This window comes from Phytopseudomonas dryadis (assembly GCF_004327355.1).
GTDB classification, from domain to species: Bacteria; Pseudomonadota; Gammaproteobacteria; order Pseudomonadales; family Pseudomonadaceae; genus Aquipseudomonas; species Aquipseudomonas dryadis.
The window spans coordinates 45,218-70,030 of the sequence record NZ_QJUM01000031.1; the positions used below are offsets into that span (position 1 = coordinate 45,218).

The window sequence follows — 24,813 nt, forward strand, 5'->3', positions numbered from 1 at the left end:
TAGGGTCAATTCGAATAGGGTGAGCGGTAGGGGTTGACCGGCATGATCTGTGGCCGGGACATTTCTTCGAACATGTAGCGCAGGTACATGCCGCTGTTCCATTGGCGATAGTCCTGGGCGTTATCCAGGGCCAGGTGCCCGCCCATGAAGAAATTGGGGCCGAACTGGTATTCGGCCGCGCCATACAGGCTGTAGCCGAGCCCGGTCTTGCTCTCCCCGCCGTAGGTGGCGGGCCTGCCCAGCACGCTGGATGCCGCGGCTTGCAAGCTGGCATCGCCAGGGAAGTAGTCGGCCTCGTCCTGATCGATGAACTGCACGCCCACCGAGCCCTTGAGCTGATAGCTCAGCTTGTCGAAACGTTGCGACCAGGACACCGGCACGCCCAGGGCGAAGAACGTCTGCGGGCTGAAATAACCGCCATGGCCATAGGTGTAGTGGCCGAGGTTCTTGTCGTAGGCGATGCCGGTCATGCTCAGGCCGGCGGTCAACTGCTGGTCGGTCTCGTTCTGCAGATACCAGTAGATGCCGCTGCCGAACTCGCCCCGGCTGTTGGACTCGACATGATTGCCGAGCAGCCGGTGCCAGGCGCCATAGACATACACGCCCGCCTCGCTGTCGTCGTAGCTCAGCTCGGCTCGCCCACCATTGGCGGTCACCCCGCCCCAGCTCTGACCGGTGCGCGCATCGCGGGCACCGGCGAAGGACAACAGGCTGTCGGTGACCGGGCGCCGCGAAATGTTGGCGCTCCAGTGCAGGTCGCCGTTCGAGGCGACTGGCCGCTTCAGGCTGACACCACCGGCCAGGGTGCTGTAGAGAAAGCCCTGCGGTGTCGTACCCAGGTCGGCCTTGAGGCCTGCGGACGGGTCTTCGAAGGCCAGGGCCAGGCCGACCCCGGAATCCTTTTGCGAGCCCGGCGAGGCGCCCGGGTTGGCCGCCGACGCGGCGGGACCACCGCCGAAGCGCTGGGCGGCTTCATTGCCGATACTGCCGGCGTTGAGACTCACCGGGGTGACGCGCACGGCGAGGCGATTGTCGCCCACGGGGAAATTGACCTCGAAGGGGGCCTGGATATCGGTCAGCCTGCTCAGGCCCGACTCGCTATCGTTGCTGCGCACGCTCACGCCCTGAACCACATAGGCGCTGCGCTCTTGCAGAATATCGTCGAGCGCCCGCGCGGCGACGCTCATCCCGGCGCGGGGATCGGCAGCGGCCGGCTCGGCGGCGAAGGGATTGGCCGCCATGCCCGTGGCCGGGGCACTCTGCCAGGTCGGGGCGCCCTGCGGCGTGCCGCCGGGTACGTCCGGGTTCAGCGCATCCGCAATACCCCAGGCCTGACCCGCGGCGGCGCTTCGAGCGCCCTGGCCCGCCAGGCCGACAAAGGGGTTGTCCGCCACACTGGAAGCCGGCGCCGAGGCGGCGAATGCCGCCGACTGCTGACGCTGCTCCTGGGCGACCACCTTGCGCAGCAGTTCGGCGGCCTTGCCGCTCTTGCCCTGGTTCTGGTAGATCCGCGCCGCCGTGGTGAGCACGTCCGGATCGCCGGGCGCCAGGCGCAGCGCGCGCTCCAGGGCGCGTTCGGCGAAAGCGCCGTCGCGCACCTGGGCCGCCATGTCGGCGGCGCCGATCTGCAACTGCGCATTGTCCGGTTCGCGCTGCAGCAGTGGCTTGTAGAGTTCCAGCGCCTTGCCCGGGTTGCCGCTGGCCGCATACATGCGCGCCAGGGCCGATACGGCCTGGCCGTCCTGGGGCCGCTGGGCCAGGGCCGGCGCCAGGGTGTCGTAGGCCGCGACCAGATCGCTACGCTCGCGCAAGTGCTCGGCCTGGCGTACCCGGTAGAGGAACAGCAGGTCGTCGTACTGCTTGCGCTCGGCCGGGTTCAGGGGCAGCCCCTGCAGGTCGCGCAGGATGGCGCTGACCTCCACGTCCTGCTCGGTCTGCAGGAGGATGCCGGCATAGCGCAGGGTCAGGCCGGGCTCGGGACGCGGGCTGCGCGCCAGCAGGTCGCGCAGCATGGCGGTGGCGCGCACCGGGTCGCCGGCATCGGCGTAGGCGGAAGCCAGGGCGGACAGGCGCTCCGGCCGGCCCTCGGCGAGTGCTTCGGTGCGCGCCAGGAACACCCGGGCGTCCTGGCGGCGACCGCTTTTCGCCAGGTCGTTGATCTGCTGCAACTGCAGGTGGAAATCGACGTCCCCGACCAGCCGGTTCACTTCGCTGGTGCGGGCGGCAGCGGGAATACGCGCCAGCGTCGCCTGGGCCTGCGGCCATTCGCCGAGTTCGACCGAGAGCAAGGCGCTGGTATAGAGCGCGTCCGGGTCATCCGGTTGCGACACCAGCAGGCCGTCGACCAGGCTGCGCGCTTCCTGTACCGAGCCCATGCCGACATAGAGGCGAGCCAGGGCGAAGCGGATCCAGGCGTTGTTGGGTTCATTGCGCAGCGCCTCTTCCAGGGCTGCGCGCTGGCCAACGGTGTCACCCCGCTGTTCCGCCAGTCTGGCGCGTTGCATCGCCTGCTCGGCGCGCAAGCGCCCGAGGTCGCCGATCCCGGCCTGCTCCGCCTTGGGCAGGGCCTCGATCAGGCGCAACGCCTCGTCGCTCTTGCCGGCCTGGGTCAATACCGAGATCAGGCCACGGCGCGCATCCGGGTCGTTCGGGCTCTGCACCAGCAGGCGACGGTAACCGGCTTCGGCCTCGGCGAACTGGCCTTGCCCGGCCTGCAGGTCGGCCAGCGCCGCCTGCCCGGCGGTTTCCCTGGGCTTGAGGCGCACGGCCTGCTCGATCTTGGAGCGTGCCAGGCCCGGCTCGCCCTTGGCCTGGCTGGCCCGGGCCCGCTGCAGGAGCGACCAGTAGCGCACGTCGTCCAGCGCGCTCTGCCATTGTGCCCCGCCCTGCTGCCGGGTCGCCCTGGTCAGCAGTACCTCGGCATCCTCGAGACGGTTCTGCTGCTGACGCAGCACGCCCAGCCCGCCGAGGGCGTCGGCATCGTTGGGGCTGTTCTTGAGCCGCGCGGACAATTCGCGCTCGGCCGTTTCCCGGTCGCCCTGCTCCAGGGCCTTGAGCCCGCGCGCCAGGCCAGGATCGCGCTGCCAGGTCGTCCCGCCCTGCGCCCGCCCCTTGGCCAGCAAGGCGCGGATTTCCTCGTCCTCCGGATGGTCCTTGAGGAAGGCTTCGAACAGCGGCGCCTGCGCCTTGTTCGGCGCGCCCATCCAGGTCAGGGCCAGGCGCCGGCTCTCATCGGCATCCCCGGCGATGTCCACCCGCCGGGACAGCTCGGCAAGCGCCTTGATGCCCTCGGCGCGGGTGTCCTCGCGACGGGCCAGGTGCTTGGCCAGGAACAGGGCGACGATGGAATCGTCCGGGCGCTCGCGGACCAGGCGCTCCAGGCCGGCGCGTCCCTCGCTCCAGCCGCCTTCGGTAAAGGCCAGGTTGTTGTAGTACTCGCGGGCGATCAAGCCTTGCGGCTCACGCCCCGCCAGCAGTTTCCGGTACTGCACGGCGGCTTTTTCCCGCTCGCCGGAATCGACCAGCAGACGCGCCGCTTCCAGCTGCTTCTGGCTGGCGGCACTGGCCAGGGCAATGTCCTGCTCCAGTTGCAGGGCCTGCCTGGGTAATGGCTGCAGGGCCTTGAGCCGGCTCAGGTAGTCGCCGGCCTTCTGCGTGCGCTTGGCCTCCAGCTCGATCACGCCGAGCCCGTACAGCGCCTCCGGCTGCCGCGGGTCGAGTTGCAGGACCTTGTTCCATGCTTCGGCCGCCCGCTGGGGCCTGTCCTGGGCCTGCCAGAAATGCCCCTGCTGGATCAGCAGGCTCTGCGGATCGATCGCCTCGGCAAGACCGGCGCCATGGGTCAAGGCCGCCAATAGGCCGATGGTCAGCGCGTGGTACCGGAACATGCGGACTCCCAGAACAGTTGCACGCTGCCATCCTCGAGAAAGCGGTAGCGCTTTTCCGCCCAGCCGAGACCGAACAGGCTGAGCATGTAATCGTAATAAACCGGATGATCCTGCGCCTCGCGGCCGTCGAGCGCCTTCTCCAGGCCCTCGACGGCCTTGCGCTGCTGCATGTCGGCCAGCCAGGGCTGGCCCTTGGCCTGGAAGTAGGGCACCAGCGCCGCGGAAAAGCCGAACGGTCCGCCGCCCTCGATCCTGCCCGTGGCGACCCGCACGCTTTCCGGCGGGATACCGCTGGACGCGGTGGCCGTCGCCATGCCGCCCAGGCTGTCGAGGATCGGCCTGGCCAGCGGGTCGCCGGGCGCGGTCATGCCGGCCCACAGGTAGACGCGGATGGCGTCATAGCTGCCGACATCACCCTTGAACGGGTCGTCGACGAACAGGCCGGTCTGCGGCGAGGTGCCGCGATAACCGACCCAGTCCGCGGCGAAGCCCTTGGGCGAGGCCTGGCGAATCAGGGTCGCGGTGTTCTCGGCGATCGCCTGCCAGGGCCCCTCCGGCTCGAATCCGGCCAGACGTCGCAGCAGCGGCAGCGGCATGTAGCTGGGGTTCAGGCGCCAGAGGTGGTCGGGCTGGACGAAACCGACCGGCCCCGGCATCAGCATCGGCCCCAGCCCCGGCAGGTCGGCGACTTCCCGCGCCTTGACCGTGGCCAGCAGACGCTGCGCATCGGCCTGGTAGCGCGGCTCGTCCCACAGGCGCGCCGCCTCGAGCAGGGCATAGGCGAACCAGAGGTCGGCATCGGCAGCCGAGTTGGCGTCCTGGATCTGCCACACGCCATCCTTGCCCTTGCCCCACAACCAGCCCGGCAACTGGCTGTCGAGGTCGTTGCCCGCCAGGTTCTCCAGGCTCCAGCGCCAGATGGAGGCGAAGCGCGCCCGGTCATTGGCGACCAGGGCGAAGAACAGGGCGTAGGATTGCCCTTCCGAGGTGCTGTGGTGCGCTTCCAGACTCGATTCCAGAACCCGTCCGTCATCCTGCACCCAGCGCTCGCTGAAGCGCTGCCAGTGCGGCCAGGCATCGGCACTGCAGACCTCGTCGGCCAGGCCCAGGGCAGGCCAGAGCGCGGTCACTGCCGTGGCGGCGAGCAGGGCCAGGCGTCCGCGTGGCGGTCGAGCCGCGGCGGACGCCTCCTGACTCATGGCCTGCGTGCGTTCCCGGCTCATTCGCCCAACCTGCGCCGGGCACGGGCGCGCAGCGAGACATAGAGCAGGCAGGTGACGATCGCGGCACCCAGCGCGGTGGCGAGCAGCATCCACCACAGCTGGTGCGCGAACAGCCACTGCAGGTATTTGAACCACCCCAGGCGCCCGACGTGATACTGCTCGTCGGCGACCAGCGAATGGATCCGGGTGCCCTGCACGATGGCCAGGCTGCCCTGGATCGATTGTTCGTAGTCTTCCCCGCCGATCAGCGCCGCGGTCGCTTCGGCAAGCTTCTCGGGCTCACTGCCAGCGATGACCACCACGCTGCGGCCGCTCTTCAGCGGCGACTCGAAACCGGCCAGGTAGGTACCCGCGCCCTCGCCACCGAGGGACAGGCTGCTGCGGCTGCGCCGCAGGTTGGCCTGCGGGTCGGAGCTGATCCAGTTGCGCACCCGGAACGCCAGGTCGGAAAGCTCGAAGCGCTGCTGCTCGCCGTCGAGGCTCGCCGGCAACCGATCCGCCCAGGCCTGGAGCAGGGGCTGATTGGCGCCCGAGGCGAACACCAGCAGATCCTTGTCGCGCAGCTCGTCCACCTGGTGCGCCTGGGCCACGGTTACCGCCGTGCCCGGATAGCCGGTGGATTCGCCGAAGCGGCCGAGCACGGTGAGGAAGGCCGACAGTTCGGCCGACCCCGCGCCATCGGGCAGGATCACCGCGGTTTCGGACAGGTCGGCGAGCCGGGTGAAGGGATAACCGCTGCCCTGGAACACACCCAGGTTGGGCATGGCGATGAAGTGGTCATAACCGCTCAGGTCGATGGTCGAGTCCGGTTCGATCGCGCCACGCATGTTATCGATGATGATGTCCCTGCATTCGCCCTGCTTGATGTAGTCGTACATGAAGCGCAACTGCAGCGCGGACTGCAACGGCATGCTTTCCAGGGGCAGGCGCAGTGTCGCCTCCCGGACCAGGCTGTCGCCCTGCCCGAGTCTGGCCAGCAGCGACGCGTCGCTCCCGAGCTTCTCGCGGGAAGGCAGGGCCATGGACTTGAGGAATTTGCCGCTCACGCTGACCAGCAGGGACGAGTTGGTCGATACCGGCTGGGGCGTGTAGCGGTATTTCAGCTTGAACGGCACGCCTTGCTCACGCCAGTTGAACAGGTCGGGCGGCAGCCGCAACGGTATGCTGATGGTGCCGGGGTCGTAGCCGGAAACGCCGAGCCGCTTGGCTTCGATCAGTTCGCCGATCTGTACCGGGCGATCGCTCGGCAGCCAGTTCGGCGCATCGTAGGGCTTGCGTGGCTGCAGGCCGGCGACGCGGTTGATGACCGCCCTCTGCCCGGATAGCGCCTGGCTGCCCAGCACCAGTGCCGTGGCGGCCTGTTTCAGTTGCTGGCTGTCGCGCCCGGCGACGATCAGCAGTTTGCCGAAGGCATCGTTGGGATTGCCGACCAGGGACAGGCTCGGCCCGTTCGTCTCGGGCAGGTCGAGACCGGCGATCCCCGCGCCGCCGCTGAGCAGCACGACGGCGTTGCCCTTCTCCGGCAACTGCTCCAGGCTGACCGGAAAGGTCGCACCGCGGTAGCTGGCCAAGGCGCCGAACCACGACGAGAGTGCGCCCGCGGCCTCCAGCGCGGCATTGTCCGGGCTGGCGGAAAAGACGAAAGGCAACGCCAGGGGCTGCGCATCGCGCTTGTCGAAGAACGGCAGCGGCAGGCTGGCCAGGTCGTCCGCCAGGGCCAGGGGCGCGGTCTGGATCTGCAACTGGCTGGCATTGCTGATCTTGGCCCAGAGGCTGGAGTGTTGAGGATCCTCGCACTGCATGGTGTAGTGGCCGATGAGTTGCAGGCTCAAGCGGTTGAACTCGGTGATCAGGTGCGCCGGAATCTCGACCACCTGTTTCTGCGGGGTGCCGGCGTTCTCCTTCGGCAGGGCCAGGCTGGCGGCCACTTCCTCGTTGACCAGCACGTTGATCTGCGACAACTCGCTCAGCAGCGCCGGCGAATAGCTGTACTCCAGCGCCAGTTGCGCCTGGGTGACCACCTGATCGGCGCGGATATCGAAATTGACACTGTCGCTGCCCTCGATGCCGCGCAGGTTCATCGGGTAGCTCGCCCCCAGTTGCTTGAGGGTGAAGCGATAGTTCGCAACCGGCGCTTCCGCGGCCGGGTTCTCGCCCTCCGGTGCCACGACCGGCGCCTCGTCGGCGCTGACCTGCTGCCCGAAAATGGCCAGCAGCGTGGAAATCACGAGCGTTTTCCTGCATTTGCCGAATGATACTGCCTTGCCTCGAACGCTCATGGATGCCTCTGCGAGGTTTTGGTCGACGGAGAGAGAAGCCGGCCACGACGGACCAGCTCGGCCAGGGTGGCCTTGGAAAGCAAGGCGATGCCGCGTATGCCGATGCGGGAAACTTCGCCCAGGGCACCCAGGGGGGTATCGAGGGAACCCTGGCCCCAGGTCGAGGCCCAGGTGTCGGCGCGGGAAAAGGTCAGCCGGGCCAACGCCCCTTGCTGCTGGAGATCCAGTTGGGCGAAGTTCAGGCCCAGGGTTCTACCGCGGCTGAACACCACCGTGGCCGGGAACACGCACTCCTCGTTGTTGAGAAACAGCGATACCTGCACCTCCTCCCCCTGCGGCACCGCGACGCCCTCGGGCAGATTGATGCCGACCCCGCTCTGGGAGAAATCGTTGGTCCGGCAGGCGATGGTCCGGCCATTGGCCAGGCCGATGGTCGCCGCCAGTTGCGCGTAGACGCGGGGCTCGGCGCGGATCTGCCGCGCCTCGCTGGCCACCGCGACCGCCGCGGCACAGATGATGATGTTGTACAGCGTCCAGCTGAGGTTGATCAGCAGGATCACGGCATCGGCATTGGCATCGAAGCCCAGCCTGGCCGTACCGACCAGCAGGCCGAGCAGATTGAGCATCAGCACGACGATATAGGGGCGCGCCATCTTCCAGTCGAAGTAGCTCTGGTCGATCAGCCCGCCCTTGGCCGTCACGTTGAACGTGCCGAACCTGGGGTTGATCAGCGCCAGCAGCACCGGGCGCATGATGTACCAGGCCAGCACCGTCTCGTAGACCTCGTTCCAGAACGAATGGCGGAAGCGCCCCTGGATGGTCGAGTTGGTCACGTTGGCATTGAGGATGTGCGGCAGCGCATAGGCCACGATCATCAGCGCCGGCGCCTGGAAGATCTGCGCGCCAAATATCAGGTAGGCCAGAGGCGCGGTGAGAAACACCAGGCGCGGCAGGCCGTAGAAGAAGTGCAGCATGGCATTCAGGTAGCACAGCCGCTGGCCGAGCTTGAGGCCTTTGCCAAGCAGGGGATTATCGGTACGGAAAATCTGCGCCATGCCCCGCGCCCAGCGAATGCGCTGGCCGATGTGTCCCGACAGGCTCTCGGTGGCCAGCCCGGCCGCCTGGGGAATGGCCAGGTAGGCCGTGTTGTAGCCGACGCGGTTGAGCTTCAGCGCGGTATGCGCGTCCTCGGTGACGGTTTCGACCGCCACCCCACCCACTTCCTCCAGTGGCGCACGCTTGATGATGGCGCACGAACCGCAGAAGAACGTCGCGTTCCACAGGTCATTGCCGTCCTGCACCAGGCCATAGAACAACTCGCCCTCGTTGGGCACGGAGCGGAAGGTCTTCAGGTTCTTTTCGAACGGATCGGGCGAGAAGAAGAAGTGCGGCGTCTGCAGCATCGCCAACTGCGGATCCTTGAGGAACCAGCCCATGCCAATCTGCAGGAAGGAGCGGGTCGGCACGTGGTCGGCATCGAAGATCGCGATGTACTCGCCGGATGTGCAGCGCAATGCCCAGTTCAGGTTTCCCGCCTTGGCATGGCTGTTGTCGGGGCGCACGATGTAGCCGACGCCGGCTGCCGCGCAAAAGGCGCGGAACGCCTCACGCCGGCCATCGTCGAGCACGTGCACGCGCAACTTGTCCTTCGGCCAGTCGATGGCCTGGGCGGCGAATACCGTGAGTTTCACGATATCCAGCGACTCGTTGTAGGTCGGAATGAACACGTCCACGGTGGGCCAGAGCCGGCTGTCCCGCGGCAACGGGTAAGGCTTGCGGCGCAGCGGCCAGGCCGTCTGCAGATAGCCGAAGAGCAGTACCAGCAGGGCATAGACCTCGGCCAGCACCAGCCCATAGCCGAACAGCATGTCCATCCCGCTCTCGAAACCCAGCGAGGAGGTCAGGCGCCAGTACATGTAGCGCAGCGATGCGATGACCGAAAGCACGATCATCGCCAGGATCGCCAGGCGTCCTCCGGCACGCCGCAAAAGCAGCGTGCCGCCCAGGCACAGCGCGGCGAACAGCAGTTGCTGCTGCAGATCCAGCGGCGTCGAGACGATGACCAGGAGCAGTGCCAATGCGAGCAGCGCCAGGATCACCCGGGCCGGGCGGCTGGAGAGCAGCCCGAAAACTCCCTCGGCCACCTGCTGCGAGCGGGTGGGCCTGGCCTGCACACGACTCATGAGCGTTGCTCGTGCCGCGTATCGGCCACCAGTCGTGCGGCAATGGCCCGTGCGCACTCGAGGATGTCGTGGCATCCCTGCCCGTGCGGATCGTAGCGCAGTACATCGCGGTTGTAGGCCAGGGCCTCGCTGATCGCCTGATCGCGGTGCACGATGCCCAGGATCTTCGGCCCCAGGATGTTGTGCATGATCTGGGTGATGTCCTTGCTGAGCTGACGCGAGCTGTCCACCTGGTTGATCACGTAGGCGCTGCCGAGAAAATCGGGGCGCTCGGCGGTATAGGTCCGGATCAAGCCGTCGATCATCGGCATCGCCGTGTACGACGCGGCGTCGCAGAGGGTGACGACCAGGGCCAGGTTGGCGACCGCAAGCGCCTGCTGCAGATAAGGGGACGGCCCCGGGGGCGTGTCGATGATGACAATGGCATCATCGACCAGGTGCAGGTCGCTCAAGCGCCGGGCCAGCCAGTCCTGATCCCGCTCCAGCTCCTGTTCGAACAGGCGCCGGCGCTTTTCCTCGACAACGCCGTACGGCAGGAAGAAGACGCCTGCGGTGCTGGGCTGGCAGATCGCCTTCCAGTCCGTGTCGGCTGCGGATACGCCGTCCAGCATCCTGGGCCGGGCTTCGCCGGCCACCTCCGCGAAATGGTGCTGCAGGGCATTCTGCGGATCGAGATCGATCGTCAGCAGCATGCGCCCCTGCTGGTGCAGGGCCGCCGCCAGGTTGGCGGCCAGGGTGCTCTTGCCCACGCCGCCCTTGGCCGAGACCACGGCGATCACCTTGATGTTGTCAAGCCGTGGGCGGCTGCGAACCGGTGCCCTGGGCGAGTCGACGGGGGCCTGTTCCCTGGACTCCTGGGCCAGCTTGCCCAGCAGGTTTTGCAGGCTCTCGCCTGCCCACCCCACGGGAGCGGCCTCGGTCGTGTAGCGCTCGGGCAAAGGCGTCGAGATCACGGGTTCGACCCTGTCTGCCTCAGCCAGTGGCCTGGGCATGCTCGCCACCACGGGATCCGGCCTCTCGACCTTGCCCAGGCCAGGCCAGCGATCGAGGGATTCGCGATTATCGTCAGCCTGGGTCAGTTCCTGATACTGGTCAGAGCGCCCGCCAAACTGCTTGAACAAACTCAATATATCGCTGGATGTGCTCATATCTGCTCGGATGCGTGGTGACAGCACTGACAAGATAACGTCACGCTATATCGTCAATAAAATAACGAATAAGTATGCCAAATTGACATGCCGTCAATTCTACAGCGCATCGCTGAGATAATGTCAATATGATTCCACTTGCCCGGCAGGGATTTTTATCGAACTTTCTTCGTACGTCACGGTCTCGCCGATGAACGTCGAATTAGACGGGATAGGCGAGAACGCCGGAATCCCCGGGAACGAGTATTTTGCCCGCCCCGGCGCTACTGGCCGCTGCGGCAATAGCCACTACTACCTATCGAGGGCCAACCAGGCACAACCGGATCGCACCCGCCGATGTCGGATAACCGGAAGAAACGCCGACACGGCGGCGCCTGCCGACGAGCGTCGTGGCAACCGGACCATGCGTTGGAGCTTATCGCGCAGGCAACCAGCCCTGGGCGCAGGCCTGCGTCCAGGGTGATAGGTCATTCATGAATGGCCTGGGGCAAGCACAACCGCTCCAGGCACGGCGGCATCTCAGCGACGCTGCTCCCAGCCTCGCTGGAAGCGTTGCGGCGTTTCGCGCGGCTGCCACTGCAAGGCAGCACCGCGCTGGCGCTGTTGCTGCTGGTAGTGATGGCGCTGCCCTTCCCAGCCCGGCCGCGGCGCGGGACGGTAGTCGCGACTGTTGCGGTCGTGGCGACCGTGATAACGCGGATCGAAGCCACGTTCCTTGGGCAGATAGCGAACCGGCGGCGGCGCGTAGTGCCGGGGTGGCGCGTGGTAGCGGCGATCTTCATAGACATAGACGCGCGGCGCGGCGTACAGCGGATAGCGCTGCACCTGGACGCCGGGGTAGTACTGACGATCGTAACCGCGATAGCCGCTGCCGGAGCTGTCGCCGTAAACGGCACAACCGGTCATCGCCAAACCCAACAACGCAACGAGCATGGATTTACGGATCATGGACGGCCTCCGACCGCTGGTCAGGCGCCGACCCTTGCCGGCGCGCGGGATCACTCCCGGTTCATAGGACAACAGCGCCTGGCCGAATGCGCTCCGCTGGTCGGCGAGACGATGACAAATCATTTCCGACCGCCCCGAAAGCGCGCATGACGAATCCGCCACGCACCAGCGCAGCGCAGCCCTGTTCTGCGCAGAGCGGGAAAACCGCTCTGCCTCAGCCCGCTCGGCAACTGGCACGAAGTTCGCTTTAGCCATGGAGTGCAGGAATACCCATCGGGCCACGGCCCGGTGGATTGCGGCATCACAATTTGCAATAGCCGACTAGGGTTCCGGTTCGTCGATCACGATCGTCGAATGGCTGGTCCGAGAGTTGGCGACCTCCTCGAGAGGTTACACGGCGGGATAAAAGCCCGGGAGAACGCGCCCCCAGCGATGGGGAAATCGCCGCGCACTCCTGCCCGCCCTTTCTCGAACTGGAGGTTCCCCATGCGCAAGCCCCGTCTGTTCTCCGTTCTCGCCGCCGGCCTCGCCGCCGCCATCAGCTTCAATGGCCAGGCCGCCCAGAAGGACAGTTTCAGCGTCTGCTGGACCATCTACGCCGGCTGGATGCCCTGGGAATACGGTGCCGCCCAGGGCATCGTCGACAAGTGGGCGCAGAAATACGGCATCAGCATCGACGTGGTCCAGCTCAACGACTACGTCGAGTCGATCAACCAGTACACCGCAGGTGGGTTCGACGGCTGCACCATGACCAACATGGATGCCCTGACCATTCCCGCCGCCGGCGGCGTGGACTCCACCGCGCTGATCATCGGCGACTTCTCCAATGGCAACGACGGCATCGTCCTCAAGGGCGAGAAGAAGACCCTGGGCGATCTCAAGGGCCTGGACGTCAACCTGGTCGAGCTGTCGGTATCCCACTACCTGCTGGCCCGCGGCCTGGAAAAGGCCGGCCTCAGCGAGCGCGACCTGCGGGTGGTGAACACCTCCGATGCCGACATGGTCGCCGCCTTCGCCACCGATGACGTCAAGGCCGTGACCACCTGGAATCCGCTGCTGGCCGAAATCGAGGCCACTCCCGGTGTGACCAAGGTGTTCGACTCCAGCCAGATCCCCGGCGAGATCATCGACCTGATGGTGGTCAACAGCGCGACCCTCGCGGACAACCCGGCGTTGGGCAAGGCCCTGACCGGCGCCTGGTACGAGATCATGGCGACCATGGAGGACAGCGGTGCCGCCGGCAAGGCCGCCCGTGAGCACATGGCCAAGGCCTCCGGCACGGACCTGGCCGGCTACGAGGCACAGCTCGCCACGACCCGGATGTTCTACAGCTCCAAGGAAGCCGCGGCCTTCGCCACCAGCCCGCGCCTGCCGGAGACCATGAGCAAGGTCGCGGCGTTCTCCTTCGAACACGGCCTGCTCGGCGAGGGCGCGCAGAGCAGCGACGCCATCGGTATGGCCTTCGCCAATGACGTGACCACCGGCGACCAGGGCAATCTCAAGCTGCGCTTCGATCCGACCTACATGCAGATGGCCGCCGACGGCCAGCTCTGAGGCGGCTCGACCGTGCCTCGCTCATCGCCACCATGACGGGATCCCTATGCGCCTGATCAACCGACATCCCGACAGAGCCGGTCGCCTGCTGTTGGTGCTGCTGCCCTTCGCCCTGCTGCTGTTCGCCTACTTCGTGGGCTCGGCGCAGCGCCTGGCGGAGAACCCCAACGACAAGCTGCTGCCCAGCGCCAGCCAGATGATCGCCGCCGTCGATCGCCTGGCCTTCAGCGAAGACAAGCGCACCGGCGGCTACCTGTTCTGGCAGGACACCGCGGCCAGCCTGAAACGCCTGGGCACGGGGCTCGCCATCGCCGCGCTGGTCGGCCTGGGCCTGGGCATCGCCGCCGGTACCCTGCCGCTGCTCGGCGCGCCGCTGTCGCCCCTGCTGACGGTGCTGTCGATGGTACCGCCGCTGGCGATCCTGCCGATCCTGTTCATCATCTTCGGTCTGGGCGAGCTGTCCAAGGTGATGCTGATCGTCATCGGCATCACCCCGATCCTGGCCCGCGACCTGGAGCAGCGGGCCCGGGAAATCCCCCTGGAACTGCTGGTCAAGGCCCAGACCCTGGGCGCCAGCACCTGGACGCTGATCCTGCGCGTGGTACTGCCGCAACTGATGCCGCGGCTGCTGATCGCCCTGCGCCTGGTGATCGGCTCGGCCTGGCTGTTCCTCATCGCCGCCGAGGCCATCGCCTCCACCGACGGCCTCGGCTACCGGATCTTCCTGGTGCGCCGCTACCTGGCGATGGACGTGATCCTGCCGTACGTGCTGTGGATCACCCTGCTCGCCTGGCTGATGGATCTCGGTCTGCGCCAACTGGCGCGCCTGTGCTTTCCCTGGTATGGGGAGGCGCGCTGACATGAGCGCCTTCATCGAAGTCAACAACCTGTGGCAGAGCTACGGCGACCAGGTGGTGCTGGAGAACCTCAACCTGTCGATCCGCGAGGGCGAGTTCTGCACCCTGGTCGGCGCCTCCGGTTGCGGCAAATCGACCTTCCTGCGCCTGCTGCTGGGCCAGGAGCGGCCGAGCAAGGGCGAGATCCGGCTCGACGGCCAGCCGCTGCCCGGCGAGCCGGACGCCAGCCGCGGCGTGGTGTTCCAGCGCTACTCGGTGTTCCCCCACCTGAGCGTGCTGGACAACGTCGCCATCGGCCTGGAACTGCCACGCTCGGCGCTGCTCGGGCGCCTGCTCGGCGCCGCCAAGCGCGATGCCCGGGCGCAGGCCGCCGCCATGCTCGACAAGGTCGGCCTCGGCCAGGCCCTGGGCAAATACCCCAGCCAGCTCTCCGGCGGCATGCAGCAACGCCTGGCCATCGCCCAGGCGCTGATCATGAAACCGCGCGTGCTGCTGCTCGATGAACCCTTCGGCGCCCTCGATCCGGGCATCCGCAAGGACATGCACGCCCTGCTGCTGACGCTGTGGCGCGAAACCGGGCTGAGCGTGTTCATGGTCACCCATGACCTGAGCGAAGGCTTCAGCCTGGGCACCCGCCTGCTGGTGTTCGACAAGACCCGCATCGACCTGCACGCGCCGAACGCCTTCGGTGCGCGCATCACCTACGACATTCCCCTGAACAGCGACCGCCACGCCCTCACGGCGCTGCCGGCCGCGGTCACCGACCGCCTGCAAGCGGCCTTGTAAGGAGTCAACATGAGCGCATCCCCGTCCCTGCTCGCGAGCCTGTACGAAGAAACCGTACCCGGCGGCGGCCACACCTCGTTCGTCCTCAAGCGCGGCCAGCTACTGCGCATCACCGACCTCGAAGGCGGCGCCAACGTCAGCCTGCTGCTGCTCAACGCCGTGGAAAAGAGCGAACGCCTCAACCTGCCCGATACCCTCAAGGGCCAGCACACCGCCAAGCTCACCGCCGGCCACTGCCTGTACTCGGACATGGGCCGCGTCCTCGCCGCCATCACCGCCGACACCTGCGGCTGGCACGACAGCTTCGCCGGCGTGCTCAACGCCGAGGAAACCGCCGAGAAATACGGCAGTGGCCGCTACCAGGAACTGCGCAACGGCTTCTTCCGCAACGGCATGGACAACCTGCTGGTGGAAATGGGCAAGTGGAACCTCAACCTGCAGGATCTGCTGATGACCCTCAACCTGTTCAGCAAGGTCAGCGTCGACGCCGACGGCACCTTCCAGTTCCACCCCGGCAACAGCCAGGCCGGCGACTACGTGGAGCTGTACGCGCCGATGGACACCCTGGTGGTGCTCACCGCCCTGCAGCATCCCATGGACCCCAACCCGCACTATGCGCCCAAGCCGGTGCAACTGAGCTGGAGCAAGGTGGAGAGCGACGGCATCAGCGTGCTCTGCCGCACCTCGCGCCCGGAAAACGGCCGCGCCTTCCACAACACCGAACGCCAATACCTCTGAGGCTGCCGACATGACCCTCACCGCCAGTGATAAACACGCCGCCAGCGCCAGCTTCCGTCACACCATCGCGGCCGGCGAGCCCTACCTGTTCGAGGTCAAGGCCGGGCAGACCCTGCGCCTGCACGACCTGGAAGGCAACCAGGCCATCGACACGCTGTTCTACAGCGCCGCGAACCCACGCGAGCGCTTCGACCCGCAGCGCACCCTGCGCCGGCAGAACAACGTCTACCTGACCACCGGCACGGTGCTCTATTCCAACCTGGGCAAGCCGCTGCTGACCATCGTCGCCGACACCTGCGGCCGCCACGACACCCTCGGCGGCGCCTGCGCCCAGGAGAGCAACACCGTGCGCTACGCCCTGGACAAGCGCTACATGCACAGCTGCCGCGACAACTTCCTGCGCGCCAGCCTGCACGACGGGCGCCTGGAGAAACGCGACATCGGCGCCAACATCAACTTCTTCATGAACGTGCCGGTGACCCCGGACGGCGGCCTGACCTTCGAAGACGGCATCTCCGCACCGGGCAAGTACGTCGAACTGCGCGCCGAGACCGACGTGATCGTACTGATCTCCAACTGCCCACAACTGAACAACCCCTGCAACGGCTGGAACCCGACGCCGGCGGAGGTGCTGGTGTGGTGAACAAGAGCCGAAACAAGCGCTGAAGGCCGGAAGGCTGGACGAAAGAGCAACTTCGTTCAGCCTCCAGCTTTCCTGCGCTCTTCTCGTCCTTACCGCCGCGGACGACCGTGGCGCAGACCCAATACCGGCGGGACGGCCCGCCTTCTTCGAGGGCTCCTCGAGTGTTTGCAAAACTGCTGATCGCCAACCGTGGCGCCATCGCCTGCCGCATATTGCGTACCCTGCGCCTGCTCGACGTGAAAGGCGTCGCCGTCTACTCCGAAGCGGACGTGGCCAGCCTGCATATCCAGCAGGCCGACGAAGCCGTGTCCCTCGGCGACGGCCCCGCCGCGCAGACCTACCTGGTGGTGGACAAGATTCTCGCCGCGGCCAGGGCCAGCGGCGCCCAGGCCATCCACCCCGGCTACGGCTTCCTCTCCGAGAACGCCGCCTTCGCCGAAGCCTGCGAAGCGGCCGGCCTCGCTTTCGTCGGCCCGACGCCCGAGCAGTTGCGCGTGTTCGGCCTCAAGCACACCGCCCGCGCCCTGGCCAAGAACCACGGCGTGCCGATGCTGGAAGGCACCGAGTTGCTGGAAAACCTCGAGGCAGCGCTGGTCGCTGGCGAGCAGGTCGGCTACCCGGTGATGCTCAAGAGCACCGCCGGTGGCGGTGGCATCGGCATGCGCGTATGCCGCGGCGCCGAAGAACTCTCCGAGGCCTTCGAGGCGGTCAGGCGCCTGGGGCAGAACAACTTCAGCGACAGCGGCGTATTCATCGAGAAATACATCCAGCGCGCCCGCCATCTGGAAGTGCAGGTATTCGGCGACGGCCAGGGCGAGGTGATTGCCCTCGGCGTGCGCGACTGCTCGGTGCAGCGGCGCAACCAGAAGGTGCTGGAAGAAACCCCGGCGCCCAACCTGCCGGCGGGCATGGCCGACGAACTCTGCGCCGCGGCGATCAAGCTGGCCAAGGCGGTCAGCTACCGCAGCGCCGGCACCGTCGAATTCGTCTACGACAGCATCGCGGAGCGCTTCTACTTCCTCGAAGTGAACACCCGCCTGCAGGTCGAGCACGGCGTCACCGAACAGGTGTGGGGCGTCGACCTGGTGCGCTGGATGATCGAACTGGCGGCCGGCGAGCTGCCGCCGCTGGCCGAACTGGCGCAGGCTCTGCGGCCCTGCGGCCATGCCATCCAGGCGCGCCTGTATGCCGAAGATCCGGGCCGCGACTTCCAGCCCAGCCCCGGCCTGCTCACCGCCGTGGATTTTCCGACGGCCGATGGCAAGACCCTGCGCATCGATACCTGGGTCGAGGCCGGCTGCGAGATCCCGCCCTACTTCGACCCGATGATCGCCAAGCTGATCACCTGGGCGCCGACGCGCGAGCAAGCCGGCGCCGCGCTGGATCAGGCGCTGGCCGACACGCAGCTGTACGGCGTGGAATGCAACCGCGACTACCTGCGGCAGATCCTGGCGGATGCGCCCTTCGCCAGCGGCTCGCCGTGGACGCGCTGCCTGGACGATCTGGTCTACCAGGCCACCACCTTCGAGGTGCTGTCCGCCGGCACCCAGACCACCGTGCAGGACTACCCCGGCCGTCTCGGCTACTGGGCCGTCGGCGTACCGCCGTCCGGGCCGATGGACGACCGCGCCCTGCGCCTGGGCAACCGCCTGCTCGGCAACGAAGAAGGTGCCGCCGGCCTGGAAATCACCATGAGCGGCCCGCTGCTGCGCTTCAATGCCGATGCGCTGATCGCCGTCACCGGCGCCGCCATCCCGGTGACCCTGGACGGCGCCGAACAGCCGATGAACACCACGCTGCTGGTCAGGGCCGGCAGCGCCCTGGCCCTCGGCACCATCGCCAACGCCGGGGCGCGCAGCTACCTGTGCCTGCGCGGCGGCCTGCAGGTGCCCGACTACCTCGGCTCGAAAAGCACCTTCACCCTCGGCCAGTTCGGTGGCCATGCCGGCCGCGCCCTGCGCGCCGGCGACGTGCTGCACCTTGCACCTCTCGGCAATGCGCAAGCCGGCGCGCAACTGCCCGTCGAGCTTTGCACCGACCTGCCTGCCGTGCGTGAAATCCGCGTGATCTACGGTCCCCATGGCGCGCCGGAATACTTCACCCCGGCCTATATCGACACCTTCTTCGCCACCGCCTGGGAAGTGCACTTCAACTCCAGCCGCACCGGTGTACGCCTGATCGGGCCGAAGCCGGAATGGGTGCGCGACAGCGGCGGCGAGGCCGGCCTGCACCCGTCCAACATCCACGACAACCCCTATGCGGTCGGCGCCGTGGATTTCACCGGCGACATGCCGGTGATCCTCGGCCCGGACGGCCCCAGCCTTGGTGGTTTCGTCTGCCCGGTGACCATCATCGAAGCCGATCTCTGGCAGCTCGGCCAGCTCAAGGCCGGCGACAAGGTACGCTTCGTACCTGTGGATATCGCCACGGCGCGGGAACTGGCGAAAGCAACCAACCTCGAGTGCGCCGACCTCTGTAGGAGCTGGCTTGCCGGCGATCAACTGCCTCCTCTGATCGCTGGCAAGCCAGCTCCTACAGAAAAGCTCGCGTCTCCCATCGTTCTGGATATCGGCCGGGACGATAAACGCCTGGTCGCGCGTCTCTCCGGCGATACCCACCTGCTGCTGGAAATCGGCCAGCCCGAGCTGGATCTGGTGCTGCGTTTCCGTGGCCATGCGCTGATGCAGGCGCTGGAGGCCAAGCAGCTCGACGGCGTGATCGACCTGACGCCCGGCATCCGCTCGCTGCAGCTGCATTACCAGCCGGAAACCCTGCCGCTGCAGCGTCTGCTCGATAGCGTCGCCGGCGAATGGGATGCCGTGTGCGCCGCCGGCGATCTCAAGGTGCCGTCGCGCATCGTCCATCTGCCGCTGTCCTGGGACGACCCGGCCTGCCAGCTGGCGATAGACAAATACATGACCACCGTGCGCAAGGACGCGCCCTGGTGCCCGAGCAACCTGGAGTTCATCCGCCGCATCAACGATCTGCCCGACCTGGACGAGGTCTACCGCACGGTGTTCGAGGCCAGCTACCTGGTCATGGGCCTGGGCGACGTCTACCTCGGTGCGCCGGTGGCCACGCCGCTGGATCCGCGCCACCGCCTGGTCACCACCAAGTACAACCCGGCCCGCACCTGGACCGCCGAGAACTCGGTGGGCATCGGCGGTGCCTATATGTGCGTGTACGGCATGGAAGGCCCGGGCGGCTACCAGTTCGTCGGCCGCACCCTGCAGATGTGGAACCGCTACCGCGAACTCGCGGCCTTCGACGGCAAGCCCTGGCTGCTGCGCTTCTTCGACCAGATCCGCTTCTACCCGGTGTCGGCCGAGGAACTGCTGCAGATCCGCCGCGACTTCCCCCTCGGCCGCTTCGAGCTGCGCATCGAAGACAGCGAACTGGCCCTGGCCGACTATCAGGACTTCCTCGCCGAGCAGGCAGAGGGCATCGATGCCTTCCGCAACCGGCAACGCGCCGCCTTCGATGCCGAACGCCAGCGCTGGATCGCCTCCGGCCAGGCGCACTTCGAAAGCGACGAGGGCTTCGTCGAACAGGACGAAGACGCCCCGCTCGATGCCGGCCAGCACAGCGTCGAAAGCCATATCGCCGGCAACCTCTGGCAGGTTCAGGTCGAACCGGGGGCGACGGTCAAGGCCGGCGACGTGCTGGTGATCCTCGAGTCGATGAAGATGGAAATCCCCCTGCTCGCGCCCTTCGCCGGCGTGGTCCGCGACATCCGCGTGCAACCCGGCTCGCCGGTACGGGCCGGCCAGCGGGTCGCGGTGATCGAACAGACGTGAGGCAGACCCATCCCCGGCCTGTTCTGGCCGGGGCAGCAACCGGGGATCGGGTGATGGCTGCAAACGCCTCGCTCATATCGGGTACCCACAGGCTGGGGTCAGCCATTTCTCGCGGCAACGCGGCTTGTGCTGAAACCTCAACAGCCCCTAGCATGGCGCCATCCCTCCAGAAGCCAGATCGATGCCCTCCCAGCCCTCCAAAGCCAGCCCACGCTCACTGGTGCTCCTCCTGTTCGTCCTGCTGGGCTGCGGTTTTCTCGTCACCTCGCTGGCCAGTTACCATGCCGCGCTCGACTCGATCCGCGACAACATCGTCAATACCGAACTGCCCCTGACCTCGGACAACGTCTACTCGGAAATCCAGAAGGACCTGGTGCGCCCCATCCTCATCTCCTCGATGATGTCGCGCGACACCTACGTGCGCGACTGGGTGCTCGGTGGCGAACAGAACCTGGAACAGATGACCCGCTATCTGCGCGAAGTGCAGGAGCATTACGGTGCCGTGACCAGTTTCTTCATCTCCGAGCGGAGCAAGACCTACTACCAAGCCAAGGGCGTGCTGAAGAAGGTCGATGAGCATGAACCGCGCGATACCTGGTATTACCGCCTGCGCGACATGCAGGCGCCCTACGAGGTCAATGTCGATGTCGACATGGCCAACCAGGATCGCCTGACCTTCTTCATCAACTACAAGGTGTTCGACTACGACCAGCGCTTCATCGGTGCCACCGGTGTCGGCCTCACCGTGGATGCCGTGGTGAAGCTGATCGATGCCTACCAGCAGCGCTACGACCGCAGCGTGTACTTCGTCGATACCAGCGGCCACATCGCCCTCACCGGCACCCAGGGCGGCCCCATGGGAGCGCGGGTCGGCCAGCCCCTGAACGAGGTGCCCGGCCTCGAGGATCTGTATGCCAAGCTGCCGCGGCCACAGAGCGGCAACTTCGAGTACCGTGAGCAGGGCCGCGGCCACTTCCTCAACATACGCTTCATTCCCGAACTGGACTGGTACCTGTTCGTCGACAAACACGAAACCGGCGCCCTGGCCGGCATTCGTCAGTCCCTCTACCTCAACCTGCTGATCTGCGCCGTGGTGACCGCCATCGTCCTGCTGCTGGTGACCCTGATGCTGCGCCGCTACCAGCGGCACATCACCGCACTGGCCACCACCGACTCACTGACCGGCCTGCCGAACCGCCGCGGCTTCGAACTGCTGGCCAACCAGGCCATCCAGGAAGCACGGCGCAACCAGAGCACCCTGTGCGCCCTGCTGTTCGACCTCGACGGCTTCAAGCAACTCAACGACAGCCATGGCCACCTGGCCGGCGATGAGGTGCTGCGCGGCTTCTCCCGACACCTGCAGAACAACCTGCGTCAATCCGACATCATCTGCCGCTGGGGCGGCGAGGAATTCATCCTGCTGCTCAAGGACACCGGCCTGGAAGCGGCCCGGCAACTGGCCGAGAAGATTCGCCAGCAGACCGAGAACAGCACCTTCAGCTTCGCCAGCCACACCGTGCAGGTCACGACCAGCATCGGCCTGGCCACGCTGCACGCCGACGACGACCTGCCCGCCCTGATCGCCCGCGCCGACCGGGCGCTGTACCGGGCCAAGAAGAGCGGCCGCAACCGTCTCTGCGAGGAAGCGCCATGAACACCCGCCTCTGCCCCTGTTGCGGCCAGTCCAACCGCTGTGCCCAGGCCGACAGCGAAACAGCGGTCGAACAATGCTGGTGCTTCAGCGTCGAGGTCGATCGCCAGGCGCTCGACGAGCTGCCGCTGGAAACCAGGGACCGTGCCTGCCTCTGCCCACGCTGCGCCCAGGGCCTGCGTCCAGAGACGGCGGACTGACACACCCCATGCGCATCGACCGCCTGCTCAGCAACCAGCCCCGTTTCAACCGCCAGGACGTACGCCTGCTGCTGGCCAGCGGCCGGGTTCGGATCGATGGCCGGCCCTGCTACGACAATCGCCAGGACGTGCGCGACTTCAACCGGGTCGAGCTCGACGACGAAGTGCTGCAGGCCGGCAGACCCGCTCGCTACTTCATGCTGCACAAACCGCTCGGCGTGGTCAGCGCCACCCGGCATCCCGAACACCGTACCGTGCTCGACCTGCTCGATGAGCCCGACAAGCACGACCTGCACCTGGCGGGCCGTCTCGATCTCAACACCAGTGGCCTGCTGCTGATCACCAACGACGGCCTCTGGTCACGCCGCGCCAGCGCGCCGGACGGCAGCCACGCCAAGGTCTATCGGGTGGAGACCGAGCAGGATATCGATCCGGCCTGTGTCGACAGCTTCGCCAGGGGCCTGTACTTCGCCTACGAAGACCTCACCACGCGCCCCGCCCTGCTGCAGATCGACACCCCACGCCAGGCCCGCCTGACCCTCTACGAAGGCCGCTACCATCAGGTCAAGCGCATGTTCGGCCACTTCCAGAACAAGGTGATCGGCCTGCACCGCGACAGCCTGGGCGCCATCCGGCTCGATCCCGACCTGGCGCCTGGGGCCTATCGGCCACTGACCGCCGCCGAAATCGCCAGCGTCTGAGCCATTGGCAACGAGCCGATCAACGGCAGGACAAACCCCCGAACGGCGCTTGCCAGCCTTTGCCCCTACTGCTTAACTCGACAACAGAAGTCTCTATGTGACCACACAGTCACAGGAGGCTTTCGAGCCGTCCGCCGCTGACTTGCGCCCTGCGCAAAAAATGGGTTCCTGCCTGGTGACACGAGCGCACGTCCACCTGCTCACGTCACGGCCCTGACGACTGCCCATCCCATTCTTACAAGATCCTCCAGCCTGACATCGCACCGTCATGTCCAGGCGCTTTCCTGACTGTCTCTATTGCCCGGTTTACGGCGCTGCCGTTCGCCACGCCTTTTTCGCGCCAGGAGGAACCCCCATGCAGCCAGCATTCGCTGTCGTCGATGTCCACAGGACGTACAAGGTACACACGGAGTTCCACGCCAACCCATCGGCCCGCAAGACCATCATCCTGGTCAATGGCTCGCTGGCGACAACGGCCTCCTTCGCGCAGACGGTCAAATACCTCAAGCCGCAATTCAACGTGGTGCTCTACGACCAGCCCTACTCCGGGCAGTCCAAGGCGCACAACAGCAACGAGCGCCCCATCAGCAAGGAAGACGAAGCCGCCATCCTTCTGGAACTGATCGACCACTACCGCGCCGATCACCTGATGTCCTTCTCCTGGGGCGGCGTGGCCACCATGCTGGCGCTGGCCAAACGCCCGCCGACCATCGAAAAGGTGGTGATGGCCTCCTTCTCACCGCTGCTCAACGAGCCGATGATCGACTACCTGGAACGCGGCCTGACCTATCTGCAGCAGGAAGACGGCGACAACGTCGGCCACCTGGTCAACAGCACCATCGGCAAGCATCTGCCATCGCTGTTCAAGCGCTACAACCATCGCCATATCAGCAGCCTGGCCAACCACGAGTACCGGCAGATGCATGCGCACATCCACCAGGTGCTACGCATGGAGGCCCACTGCCAGCTGGACTGCCTGGCGGCCATCGACATCCCCATTCTGTTCGTCAACGGCGAACACGACGAATACACCTCGGCCAAGGACGCGCGCCAGTTCGCCAAGTACCTCAATGACTGCCAGTTCGTCACCATCGACAACGCCGGGCACTTCCTCGACATGGAGCACAAGAACGCCTGGCTGCAGAGCCAGAGCGCCCTGCTGAACTTCCTGCAGAGCACGCCATCGAGCAACCGGAAATACGCCCCCCAACCCGGCCTGCACCACGCGCTGGCCGTATGAGCGACCGAGCCAGGCACCGGCCACGGACGATTGTGTCCGGTGCGGGCTTCATTTCTCCCACGACTTCCGGTATAAAGGCCAGCGCAAAAGCGGGCTTCGTATAATGGCATTACCTGAGCTTCCCAAGCTCATGACGAGGGTTCGATTCCCTTAGCCCGCTCCAGATCGGAAACATCAAAGCCCTGTTTTTACAGGGCTTTTTTGTGGGCGTCGGTCGGGGGTGTCGAAGAAGTGTCGAAAGGCCCTTCAGCCACCACAACGACCAAGCTGATCTTGATAGCGAGCATTTTCTTGATTGAGCTCATTACGCTCTTGTCTGAGCCTCTGAGCATAAGCACCATCGCCCGCAAAAGAGAATGACCTATCGATAGTATCCATACGGTCTTTGTTAAGACGAATCTGGTTTTTAATAAAAACGCAGTTATTTTGCCGAGCTAGTTGTCCAGACAATTGAGAAATTTGACCATTTCTTTTTGCCATCTCGTTCTCAAGATTTTTATACGCCTCTCGCCACTGCTCAAGACTTGATATTGCAGATTGATAATTTGATTCAAGAAGCTGAGCTCGTGTCTGGATACTCGTAATTTCTACAGCTCCCTGGGTCTCAGAAAACTTCTGCCCAAACCAAAACCCACCAGTTGCGCAGGCTGAAATAACTGCAAATGCAGCGGCAAGCAATGCCCAAATCTGACCAACACTTAAACTATTGAACAGCTCATCAAAAGTTACCCCATCATCCATACACCCATCCGACCTTAGCAGTTAAAGAAAACAGGGCGGCGGCAAAAACTGAGTGCAACACCTGACCGTTCCGGTACGGTGCTGCCCCTATGTTTTATTCCGAACTCAGCGTTGAAGAGCGCGCCACCATTCAAATCGGTCATGCCCAAGGCTTCAGCCTGCGTAGGATTGCCGGCTTGATCACCCGATCCCCTTCGACCATCAGCCGGGAGCTGCGCCGCAATCGAGATGCCTGCG

General features: G+C 65.9%; 18 protein-coding genes, 1 tRNA gene and 1 riboswitch. Of the genes, 12 read left to right on the forward strand and 7 right to left on the reverse strand.

Annotated features, from left to right (window positions below; all coding sequences use genetic code 11):
• Nucleotides 1–5 precede the first annotated feature (5 nt).
• From DNK34_RS21365 to DNK34_RS21390, 6 genes are all read right to left on the reverse strand, one after another.
• Nucleotides 6–3,887 carry a cellulose synthase subunit BcsC-related outer membrane protein gene (locus tag DNK34_RS21365; protein ID WP_131177204.1) on the reverse strand — a complete coding sequence of 1,294 codons (3,882 nt, stop codon included), beginning with the start codon at nucleotides 3,885–3,887 and terminating at the stop codon, nucleotides 6–8.
• Nucleotides 3,866–5,086: a cellulose synthase complex periplasmic endoglucanase BcsZ gene (bcsZ, locus tag DNK34_RS21370; protein WP_131177222.1), complete on the reverse strand. Its 1,221-nt coding sequence runs from the start codon at nucleotides 5,084–5,086 to the stop codon at nucleotides 3,866–3,868. The genes DNK34_RS21365 and bcsZ overlap by 22 nt, the downstream gene beginning before the upstream one ends.
• Before the next feature lie 20 nt (nucleotides 5,087–5,106).
• Nucleotides 5,107–7,389, reverse strand: a complete 2,283-nt coding sequence (gene bcsB, locus DNK34_RS21375; RefSeq protein ID WP_131177205.1) for a cellulose biosynthesis cyclic di-GMP-binding regulatory protein BcsB — start codon at nucleotides 7,387–7,389, stop codon at nucleotides 5,107–5,109.
• The gene (gene bcsA, locus DNK34_RS21380; RefSeq protein ID WP_131177206.1) at nucleotides 7,386–9,572 is read right to left on the reverse strand and encodes a UDP-forming cellulose synthase catalytic subunit; all 2,187 of its coding nucleotides are present in this window, start codon (nucleotides 9,570–9,572) and stop codon (nucleotides 7,386–7,388) included. Before bcsA ends, bcsB begins: the two co-directional genes overlap by 4 nt.
• Nucleotides 9,569–10,720, reverse strand: coding sequence for a cellulose biosynthesis protein BcsQ (gene bcsQ, locus DNK34_RS21385; protein ID WP_207390754.1), 1,152 nt, complete (start codon nucleotides 10,718–10,720; stop codon nucleotides 9,569–9,571). The genes bcsA and bcsQ overlap by 4 nt, the downstream gene beginning before the upstream one ends.
• A gap of 519 nt (nucleotides 10,721–11,239) precedes the next feature.
• The gene (locus DNK34_RS21390) at nucleotides 11,240–11,668 is read right to left on the reverse strand and encodes a hypothetical protein (RefSeq protein WP_131177207.1); all 429 of its coding nucleotides are present in this window, start codon (nucleotides 11,666–11,668) and stop codon (nucleotides 11,240–11,242) included.
• 310 nt (nucleotides 11,669–11,978) lie between these two features.
• Nucleotides 11,979–12,087: riboswitch (guanidine-I (ykkC/yxkD leader) on the forward strand.
• A 67-nt stretch (nucleotides 12,088–12,154) separates the two neighbouring features.
• On the opposite strand from DNK34_RS21390, the gene DNK34_RS21395 reads away from it, so the two are divergent.
• The 11 genes from DNK34_RS21395 to DNK34_RS21445 all read left to right on the forward strand — a co-directional run bounded on the left by DNK34_RS21395 (nucleotide 12,155) and on the right by DNK34_RS21445 (nucleotide 23,998).
• Nucleotides 12,155–13,222 (forward strand): putative urea ABC transporter substrate-binding protein, encoded by a 1,068-nt coding sequence (locus tag DNK34_RS21395; protein ID WP_131177208.1) that lies wholly within the window; start codon nucleotides 12,155–12,157, stop codon nucleotides 13,220–13,222.
• Between the two features lie 46 nt (nucleotides 13,223–13,268).
• Nucleotides 13,269–14,081, forward strand: coding sequence for an ABC transporter permease (locus DNK34_RS21400; RefSeq protein ID WP_131177209.1), 813 nt, complete (start codon nucleotides 13,269–13,271; stop codon nucleotides 14,079–14,081).
• Nucleotide 14,082: 1 nt separating this feature from the next.
• Nucleotides 14,083–14,865: an ABC transporter ATP-binding protein gene (locus tag DNK34_RS21405; protein ID WP_131177210.1), complete on the forward strand. Its 783-nt coding sequence runs from the start codon at nucleotides 14,083–14,085 to the stop codon at nucleotides 14,863–14,865.
• 9 nt (nucleotides 14,866–14,874) lie between these two features.
• A complete protein-coding gene (locus tag DNK34_RS21410; protein WP_131177211.1) occupies nucleotides 14,875–15,603 on the forward strand; it encodes an urea amidolyase associated protein UAAP1 in 729 nt (242 codons plus the stop codon).
• A 10-nt stretch (nucleotides 15,604–15,613) separates the two neighbouring features.
• Nucleotides 15,614–16,246: an urea amidolyase associated protein UAAP2 gene (locus DNK34_RS21415; RefSeq protein WP_131177212.1), complete on the forward strand. Its 633-nt coding sequence runs from the start codon at nucleotides 15,614–15,616 to the stop codon at nucleotides 16,244–16,246.
• Nucleotides 16,247–16,407: 161 nt separating this feature from the next.
• Nucleotides 16,408–20,043: an urea carboxylase gene (gene uca, locus DNK34_RS21420; protein WP_131177213.1), complete on the forward strand. Its 3,636-nt coding sequence runs from the start codon at nucleotides 16,408–16,410 to the stop codon at nucleotides 20,041–20,043.
• 181 nt (nucleotides 20,044–20,224) lie between these two features.
• Nucleotides 20,225–21,697, forward strand: a complete 1,473-nt coding sequence (locus DNK34_RS21425) for a sensor domain-containing diguanylate cyclase (protein ID WP_131177214.1) — start codon at nucleotides 20,225–20,227, stop codon at nucleotides 21,695–21,697.
• Nucleotides 21,694–21,894, forward strand: a complete 201-nt coding sequence (locus tag DNK34_RS21430; RefSeq protein ID WP_131177215.1) for a cysteine-rich CWC family protein — start codon at nucleotides 21,694–21,696, stop codon at nucleotides 21,892–21,894. Before DNK34_RS21425 ends, DNK34_RS21430 begins: the two co-directional genes overlap by 4 nt.
• Before the next feature lie 8 nt (nucleotides 21,895–21,902).
• Entirely contained in the window at nucleotides 21,903–22,595 is a 693-nt protein-coding gene (locus DNK34_RS21435) for a pseudouridine synthase (RefSeq protein ID WP_131177216.1), read from the forward strand.
• A gap of 355 nt (nucleotides 22,596–22,950) precedes the next feature.
• Nucleotides 22,951–23,835, forward strand: coding sequence for an alpha/beta fold hydrolase (locus tag DNK34_RS21440; protein ID WP_131177217.1), 885 nt, complete (start codon nucleotides 22,951–22,953; stop codon nucleotides 23,833–23,835).
• 89 nt (nucleotides 23,836–23,924) lie between these two features.
• Nucleotides 23,925–23,998: transfer RNA gene (locus tag DNK34_RS21445), tRNA-Gly, on the forward strand.
• A gap of 83 nt (nucleotides 23,999–24,081) precedes the next feature.
• Here DNK34_RS21445 and DNK34_RS21450 read toward each other — a convergent pair.
• On the reverse strand, nucleotides 24,082–24,576 hold the full coding sequence (locus DNK34_RS21450; RefSeq protein ID WP_131177218.1) for a hypothetical protein: 495 nt from the start codon (nucleotides 24,574–24,576) through the stop codon (nucleotides 24,082–24,084).
• 89 nt (nucleotides 24,577–24,665) lie between these two features.
• Here DNK34_RS21450 and DNK34_RS21455 point away from each other — a divergent pair.
• Nucleotides 24,666–24,813 (forward strand): helix-turn-helix domain-containing protein (locus DNK34_RS21455; protein ID WP_131177219.1); only part of this gene is annotated, 148 nt, incomplete at its 3' end.

Coding starts and splice junctions, on each gene's coding strand:
- DNK34_RS21425 (WP_131177214.1), top strand. CDS start 20,225: ATGCCCTCCCAGCCCTCCAAAGCCAGCCCACGCTCACTGGTGCTCCTC.
- bcsA (WP_131177206.1), bottom strand. CDS start 9,572: ATGAGTCGTGTGCAGGCCAGGCCCACCCGCTCGCAGCAGGTGGCCGAG.
- DNK34_RS21405 (WP_131177210.1), top strand. CDS start 14,083: ATGAGCGCCTTCATCGAAGTCAACAACCTGTGGCAGAGCTACGGCGAC.
- DNK34_RS21440 (WP_131177217.1), top strand. CDS start 22,951: ATGCAGCCAGCATTCGCTGTCGTCGATGTCCACAGGACGTACAAGGTA.
- bcsZ (WP_131177222.1), bottom strand. CDS start 5,086: ATGAGTCAGGAGGCGTCCGCCGCGGCTCGACCGCCACGCGGACGCCTG.
- DNK34_RS21430 (WP_131177215.1), top strand. CDS start 21,694: ATGAACACCCGCCTCTGCCCCTGTTGCGGCCAGTCCAACCGCTGTGCC.
- DNK34_RS21400 (WP_131177209.1), top strand. CDS start 13,269: ATGCGCCTGATCAACCGACATCCCGACAGAGCCGGTCGCCTGCTGTTG.
- DNK34_RS21365 (WP_131177204.1), bottom strand. CDS start 3,887: ATGTTCCGGTACCACGCGCTGACCATCGGCCTATTGGCGGCCTTGACC.
- DNK34_RS21395 (WP_131177208.1), top strand. CDS start 12,155: ATGCGCAAGCCCCGTCTGTTCTCCGTTCTCGCCGCCGGCCTCGCCGCC.
- DNK34_RS21410 (WP_131177211.1), top strand. CDS start 14,875: ATGAGCGCATCCCCGTCCCTGCTCGCGAGCCTGTACGAAGAAACCGTA.
- DNK34_RS21390 (WP_131177207.1), bottom strand. CDS start 11,668: ATGATCCGTAAATCCATGCTCGTTGCGTTGTTGGGTTTGGCGATGACC.
- DNK34_RS21450 (WP_131177218.1), bottom strand. CDS start 24,576: ATGGATGATGGGGTAACTTTTGATGAGCTGTTCAATAGTTTAAGTGTT.
- bcsB (WP_131177205.1), bottom strand. CDS start 7,389: ATGAGCGTTCGAGGCAAGGCAGTATCATTCGGCAAATGCAGGAAAACG.
- DNK34_RS21415 (WP_131177212.1), top strand. CDS start 15,614: ATGACCCTCACCGCCAGTGATAAACACGCCGCCAGCGCCAGCTTCCGT.
- bcsQ (WP_207390754.1), bottom strand. CDS start 10,720: ATGAGCACATCCAGCGATATATTGAGTTTGTTCAAGCAGTTTGGCGGG.
- DNK34_RS21435 (WP_131177216.1), top strand. CDS start 21,903: ATGCGCATCGACCGCCTGCTCAGCAACCAGCCCCGTTTCAACCGCCAG.